Here is a 7,034-nt window from a genome sequence, read left to right on the forward strand (position 1 = left end):
TCGCTCAGCTGAGACGAGTATCAAACCGGAATGACGGCAAGCGTTGATTGGCCCTCACCGTCGGCGGCACCCGAGTGCTTGCGCTTGCCGCAGGCCTTCTACAGTTCCGGCACCAGCACCAAAATATGAGAAAATACAATAAATTCTCTTATTAAGGGGATTGACATATAAATCTCATAGTGGGAATTTCGACTGAAACGCGAAGCAGGAGAATAGGGGAAGCCTAAGCGTTAGCCAATCGTGCAGGCAATCTCTGGGTCGATCAGTTCTGGGAGGAACGATGTCAGAACAAAAAGAGAAGAGCCCGAACGTCCACTGCGATATGTATGGCGGCGTATATTTCTTTGCCGAGCGCGAGCGCGATGACTTCATCCTGGCGCAGCTTGTCATTGCCGCCATATGTGTACTGGTGACGCTAGCTTACTTGTTAATACTTTAACCTAACGCATTCCGCTACCTGCTAAAGGTCGCGGCCATGAGAACAGGCGGCTGAACTTACCTTTGCCAGGCCTCGAGGTGGGGCTCACGGATCGAGAGCCGGCCGGGCGACACCGCAATAGTTCGCTTCAGCACCCACCTTGTTCCATTTGTTGAGAATTCGATCTCAAGGCTATGCGCGAGGGAGAAATGGCTTCGCCTGTTTATGACTGTGTTCCCTTTTCCTGCCTGGAATGGGTTCACTACGATCTGCGGCAGAATGAACGTGGAGGACCGCCACATGGGCGTCATCGTTGGCAGTGGCGATTATACATATCGGGTCGTGGAGGGGTGGGAGAAACTGCCGCCGGGATGGGAATTGGGCGACGTGGCGGCTGTCGGAGTGGACCAACGCGATCGCGTGTATGTATTCAATCGAGGCGAACATCCGATGTGCGTGTTCGACCGCAACGGCGAATTCATCACTTCCTGGGGTGAGGACATCTTCCGGCGTGCACATGGCATACATATGGGCCCGGACGACACCATCTATTGCACTGATGACGGGGATCACACCGTTCGCAAGTGCACGCTCGACGGCAAGGTTCTGCTGGAAATCGGTATTCCAGGGCGTCCATCGGCCTTCATGAGCGGGCTTCCGTTCAGCCGTTGCACTCATACAGCCCTCTCGCCCGACAACGACATTTATGTCTCCGACGGCTACTCCAATGCGCGCGTGCACAAATACTCTCCAGACGGCAAGCTTATGCGGTCCTGGGGCGAACCCGGCTGCATGCCGGGACAATTCAACTTGCCGCACAATATCTGTTGCGACGCAGACGGCTGGGTCTATGTAGCGGATCGGGAAAATCATCGGGTGCAAGTATTCGATGGCAACGGCAAGTTCGAAACGCAGTGGCACAACTTGCATCGGCCGAGCGGCCTCTTTATGCCGGCCGGCAAATGCCCGATCTGCTATATCGGTGAGATTGGTCCGCAACTCGCCTTTAATCGAGGCGCTCCCAATCTTGGTCCCCGCATCACCATCGTTGATAACAGCGGCAAGCTTCTGGCGCGGCTTGGCAATGAACCGACCACAGGGCTGAAGCCTGGTCAGTTTATCGCTCCGCATGGCCTAACGGTGGACTCAATTGGTGACATCTATGTCGCCGAGGTTTCGGTGACCGCTTGGCCGTTGCTTTTCCCAGGGGAGCCGGTACCTAAACCGCTGCGCACGCTACAGAAATTCGTGAAAGTTTCTCCGGGAACGACCTCATAAACCATCTAGCGCCAGCAACGCCCGCGCACATCGATGCGTGACCAACACTTCTTCCATTGGCCAACTCTCCGCGTCCTTGCGTTATTTGGGTCTAGCGCGCTTCGGTATGCGATAGCCTGGTATTTCGCCTTGGCTCGCCATCCCGCGCAACCACGTCGCTGATGTGATCTATTGCTAGAGGAGAGGCTCTGCTCCGAGGCCAAGTAAAAAAGAAACCGGCAAATCCGGCCATCAAATCTCATTGCTAACGTTTGGGGGACCCATGAACTTTGCACGTGTCGCGGCGGATCTATATGGCGCCGCAATGGTCAGCGCTGCCTTTGCGGTGTTACCCTTCAAAGATGAAGAAGGGAAAGCCGTTTGACCATTATTTTCCCGCTCAATCCCGTTCCGGCTTGGGGTACTATAAACAGTATAGTCCGCCTGCAAGCTCCGGTAGCTTGCCCTGGCATTGGATCGCTCTCTGATCGTCACTTCATCCTAGAGACGATACATCGCTACTGCTGGGGTTACGATGAACGCCGTGAGGATGTGATCGCCGCGTGCCTTACAGCCACTGCGGTCTTTAGTGGGTCGGTCGCCGGCAATTTCGTCGTGGGCCCTTATGAAGGTCGCACGCGCATCTTGCAATGGCTCAAAACCCTTTGGGAGACTCAGGCCGACCAGCGTCGCCACTGCATGATGAACATTTTGGTCGACGATCTCAGCGGATTGAGTGCTGTCGTCCTCGCCTCGCTATTTCTCACTGGCGCCGAAAATGGCCTTGCCCGAGTGATAGCAACTGGCTTCTACCGCTTCCAGATGGCTAACGAAGAAGGGGTCTGGCGGATCGCCGATATCTACGCGGGACTCGATACGGGAATCTGAACGTCGCGGTCCGCGTCGCGTGTGCCGATGCTGGGCGCCGCAAGCCTGCCAGGCATAGGTCAGGCCGTCCTCGATGCTGCCGGCGACGTACTTACCGCCTCGGTTTCTAGGTCAAACGCGGATCATCTTACGGGCAAATTTATCTGATAACAAGAATTGACTGAATAATCAGATAGTGCGAATTTGTGGAATGCGCAAAGTTCACGAACTGGCGCCGCTGCCACTACGAGTTTCAGGCCGCCTCTTGGCGCGCCGCACGGAGGTTGAATCATGCTGCAGAAAACCAGCCACTACATGCGCCAGGCTAACCTGATTGGAGGAGAGTGGGTGCAAGCCGATTCCGGCGCGACCATCAACGTGACCAATCCGGCCACCACGCTGTTGATCGGCACAGTGCCGAAGTCTGGCCAGTCAGAAACCAGACGCGCCATCGAGGCCGCCGAGGCTGCATTCCATGGCTGGAAGAAGACTTCGGCATTTGAGCGCTCCAAGCTCCTGCGCAAGCTGCATGATTCCATCATGGATAATCAGGACGCGCTTGCCGAACTGCTGACGATGGAGCAGGGCAAGTCGCTGGCCGAGGCCAAGGGCGAGGTCGGCCTTTCGGCTGCGTACGTGCTATGGTTCGCCGAAGAGGCGCGCCGCACTTACGGCGATGTCGTACCGTCGCCATGGGTCGACCGCCGCATACTGGTGACCAAGGAGCCGGTCGGCGTTGTCGCGGCCGTTACGCCGTGGAATTTCCCGTCGGCAATGCTTTCGCGCAAAATTGCGCCAGCGCTGGCTGCTGGCTGTACTGCAGTGATCAAGCCGGCTTCGCAAACGCCTTATTCGGGCCTCGCTTGGGGCGCGCTCTGCGAGGAAGCTGGTTTTCCGAAAGGGGTCGTCAACATCGTTACCGGTTCGGCCGCCGAGATCGGCGACGAACTCTGCTCCAATCCGCTTGTCAGGAAGCTCACATTCACCGGATCAACCGAAGTCGGAAAGATCCTGATGGCGAAGTGTGCCGGGACGGTTAAGAAGGTGTCGATGGAACTTGGCGGCAATGCTCCCTTCATCGTCTTTGACGATGCCGATCTCGACCGGGCGGTCGAAGGAGCCATGATTGCCAAGTATCGCAACTCCGGCCAGACCTGTGTGTGTGCAAACCGGTTCTTCGTGCAGGCCGGCATCTACGCCGCGTTCGTCGAAAAGCTGGCGGTGGCAAGTGAGAAGTTGAAGGTCGGGCCGGGACTGGAAGCGGGCACGCAGCAAGGCCCCCTCATTGACGAAAATGCGGTCAAGAAGGTCGAGCAGTTCGTTAGGGACGCCACGTCGAAAGGCGCAAAGGTGGTGTCTGGCGGCAAGCGGCATCCGTTGGGCGGCACCTTCTTTCAGCCGACCGTGATAGCGGCCGCCACCCCCGACATGATGTTCATGAAGGAGGAGATTTTTGGCCCTGTCGCTCCAGTTTTCAAATTTGACACCGAGGAAGAGGYGGTCCGTCTCGCGAATGAAACCGAGTTCGGCTTGGCAGCTTACTTCTACAGCAGCAATCTTGGCCGCGCCGTTCGCGTCATGGAGGGGCTCAAATACGGGATGGTCGCCGTCAATGAAGGGTTGATGACCACCGTCGAGGCTCCATTCGGCGGCGTCAAGGAATCCGGTCTCGGCCGCGAGGGGGGCCACCAAGGCATTGAGGACTATCTCGACACCAAATACGTCTGTCTTGGTGGCTTAGGCATCTGAGCCGGCCTCAACCTTTCGGCGGCAGCCGGTTTTCTCAGCGGTGAGGCTTCGACGCTGGCTGCCCGGTGCTGCGAGCGTATTGGCGAAAGCAAGAAAAGAGCCGGCGGATCTGTCTAAACTAGGCTCGGCTCGGCGGGGTTTCGCGTCGGCCGAGCTGCCCTGGTCTGGCCGAGGTCGTTGGCGACAGGAAGGTGTACAGATGGGCGGCGGGGTCTTCTTTCTTTCGGGCGTGCGTACCGCGATAGGCGCATTTGGTGGCAGCCTGAAAGACATGTCGCCCACTCGACTGGGCGCCGCGGTGGGGGCCRCAGCAGTTGCACGTGCTGGGCTCGAGCCCGGTGGGCTCGACCACTCGGTATTCGGCACTGTAATACCGACCGAGGCAGCCGACCTTTTCCTCGGTCGGACGATCGCTCTCGAATCCGGCTTGCCGAACGGCTCGGGCGGTCTGACGCTGAACAGGCTCTGTGGTTCGGGTGCGCAGGCAATTATCACCGCGGCTCAGATGATCCGTAGCGGGGACTCTCGCATTGTGTTGGCGGGCGGCGTAGAGGTAATGAGTCGTGCGCCATTTTCAGTCGAGGGCATGCGCTACGGCCGGAAAATCGGCAACGGTGTCGTCTACGACTGGCTGAGCAATACACTTGCCGACCCCTTCGGGCATGGCGGTATGGGCGACACGGCGGAGAACGTCGCCGAGAAATACCAGATTTCCCGGGAGAGGCAGGACCATTTCGCGCTGGAGAGCCAGGAAAAGGCCGCCCGGGCAATCGCACAAGGGTATTTTAGGGGTCAGACGGTTCCGATCGAGATCAAGACCCGCAAAGGGATGGTCGTGTTTGACACTGACGAGCATCCGCGTCCCGACTCGTCGCTGGAGATGCTTGCAGGGCTCCAGCCCGCGTTTCGCAAGGACGGCACCGTTACCGCCGGAAATGCTTCCGGCATGAATGATGGGGCGGCAGCTGTCGTCCTCGCGCATGAGAACGAGGTTGCCACCCGTAACCTCAAGCCGATTGGCCGCSTGGTGTCTTGGAGCGTTGCGGGCGTTCCGCCTGAAATCATGGGCATCGGGCCGGTAAAAGCGGTGCCTGTGGCTCTCGATCTCGCCGGCCTGACAATTTCCGACTTGGATGTGATTGAATCCAACGAAGCGTTTGCGGCACAGGCGCTGGCGGTCATGGATGCGCTCTCGCTCCCAGCCGACAAGGTCAACCCCAATGGCGGCGCGATCGCTCTCGGACACCCGTTGGGAGCGACAGGCACGATATTGACTGTTAAGGCGCTCAACGAGTTGAAACGGATCAACGGCCGCTTCGGCCTGGTGACCATGTGCATTGGCGGAGGTCAAGGGATCGCGCTTATCGTCGAGAACCTCTGGTGATCGATTCCCTCGGCGATTCAAAGGGCAATCAACGACGATGGATGAAGCAGTTTCTCACGCCTCCGGCAGGGTCATGGTCCCTTTGAGGGCCGATGTCGGCTGATCCGAGCAGTCGTCATCGGCGCCGGGGCCCATGGGATCAGGTATATAGCTGCCCAACTTGCCAATGCGTCACCGGCTTACAGCGCGTTTCCAGCGAACAAGTTTTGACGGACAGTTTCAAGATGTCCGCGCATAGCCGTGGCCGCCGCTTCACCGTCCCGGCRCATGAGAGCTTCGACGATCTCGCCATGCTGGCGGCAGTAGATGTGACGCCGCTCCATGCTGAAAGTGCGCTGCTTGATTTTGCGCCATTGCTCTTGGGTTCTGGCCACCACACACAGAACCTCGTGAAGATGGGTGAGCAGTTCGTTGCGCGTGCCCCTGACTATCTTCAGATGTAACTCGGCATCCCAGCGCTCGAAATCCTCCATTTCAAGTGCGGCGACGGAAGAGCCATAGGCAGYGGCTATTGCGCGCAATTCGTTGGCGTTTGCGTTGATCGCCGCAAGCGCCGTTGCGCGCGGCTCCAAGATCAGGCGGACCGCCATCACGTCGATGGGACTGGCACCCGACAATCTGTGCAACATTTTGAGGATACTGCCGCGATTGTCCTGACGTAGAAACGTTCCGCGCCCAACATGGCGCACCAGGGTGCCGTCACCGGCAAGTCTGTCGATCGCGCTGCGCATTGTGTTGCGCGCGACGCGATATTGCGTCGCAAGCTCCCTTTCGTTGGGGAGCCGTCCCGATTCGCTCCACTCCCCAGCGTCAATGCGGTTGCGCAGCGATCGCGCGATCTCTCTCGCGATGTATTTAGGCATCGTGTCGAACCAATGTGTCCGCTACTGAACCAACCGCGCCTTCATTTCGCCGCCGACGAACTTGCCAATGGGCGGCCCAGAGGGGCGAAAGCGCCTTCGTTCAGCGGGCTCGAATATGAAAATTCAACAATTCCCCATGAATTGACAATAGAAAAAATTCTTAGAATATGCAAATTATGCTTGATTTTTGAACTCCAATGACGTCTGATGGTTCAAGTTGGCGACTGGGAGGAAGCCAGTGAAAGTTGCAACTTATCGCGTCGGCGACGAGCGCTGCGTCGCTGTGGTTGATGAAGCCACGCGCACAATCTCGCCTTTCGATCTCCCGCTGGTGGAGGCCGCCAACGGCTTGCTGGCCGTCATTGATCGCCCAGTAATGCCGCRCGTCCTCTCACCGGTGCCGTTCAGTGAAGTTTTAATCGAAGCGCCGATCGTGCGCCCACGGCGCAACATCTTTTGTGTCGGCAAGAATCACCGGGAGCACGCTGCGGAGTTC

The 7,034-nt window shown here is 58.1% G+C and carries 6 protein-coding genes and 1 pseudogene; 6 read left to right on the top strand and 1 reads right to left on the bottom strand.

What is annotated here, in order from left to right; translation table 11 throughout:
- Positions 1-280: 280 nt before the first annotated feature.
- From ORS3428_RS33205 to bktB, 5 genes are all read left to right on the top strand, one after another.
- Complete coding sequence (locus tag ORS3428_RS33205; RefSeq protein WP_157895925.1) at positions 281-439, top strand: hypothetical protein; 159 nt, start codon at positions 281-283, stop codon at positions 437-439.
- Positions 440-718: 279 nt separating this feature from the next.
- Positions 719-1,696, top strand: coding sequence for a peptidyl-alpha-hydroxyglycine alpha-amidating lyase family protein (locus ORS3428_RS05130; protein ID WP_040986137.1), 978 nt, complete (start codon positions 719-721; stop codon positions 1,694-1,696).
- Positions 1,697-2,056: 360 nt separating this feature from the next.
- Positions 2,057-2,563, top strand: coding sequence for a nuclear transport factor 2 family protein (locus ORS3428_RS05135; RefSeq protein WP_082037192.1), 507 nt, complete (start codon positions 2,057-2,059; stop codon positions 2,561-2,563).
- Between the two features lie 270 nt (positions 2,564-2,833).
- The gene (locus tag ORS3428_RS05140) at positions 2,834-4,291 is read left to right on the top strand and encodes an NAD-dependent succinate-semialdehyde dehydrogenase (RefSeq protein WP_071095212.1); all 1,458 of its coding nucleotides are present in this window, start codon (positions 2,834-2,836) and stop codon (positions 4,289-4,291) included.
- Between the two features lie 199 nt (positions 4,292-4,490).
- Positions 4,491-5,675: a beta-ketothiolase BktB gene (bktB, locus tag ORS3428_RS05145; protein ID WP_071095214.1), complete on the top strand. Its 1,185-nt coding sequence runs from the start codon at positions 4,491-4,493 to the stop codon at positions 5,673-5,675.
- A 179-nt stretch (positions 5,676-5,854) separates the two neighbouring features.
- Here bktB and ORS3428_RS05150 read toward each other — a convergent pair whose 3' ends face one another.
- Positions 5,855-6,538 carry a FadR/GntR family transcriptional regulator gene (locus ORS3428_RS05150; protein ID WP_071095216.1) on the bottom strand — a complete coding sequence of 228 codons (684 nt, stop codon included), beginning with the start codon at positions 6,536-6,538 and terminating at the stop codon, positions 5,855-5,857.
- Positions 6,539-6,776: 238 nt separating this feature from the next.
- Here ORS3428_RS05150 and ORS3428_RS05155 point away from each other — a divergent pair.
- Positions 6,777-7,034, top strand: a pseudogene (locus ORS3428_RS05155) (fumarylacetoacetate hydrolase family protein); the annotation flags it as partial.

It is taken from the genome of Mesorhizobium sp. ORS 3428, assembly GCF_001854785.1.
Lineage (GTDB): Bacteria > Pseudomonadota > Alphaproteobacteria > Rhizobiales > Rhizobiaceae > Mesorhizobium.

Coding starts and splice junctions, on each gene's coding strand:
- ORS3428_RS33205 (WP_157895925.1), top strand. CDS start 281: ATGTCAGAACAAAAAGAGAAGAGCCCGAACGTCCACTGCGATATGTAT.
- ORS3428_RS05130 (WP_040986137.1), top strand. CDS start 719: ATGGGCGTCATCGTTGGCAGTGGCGATTATACATATCGGGTCGTGGAG.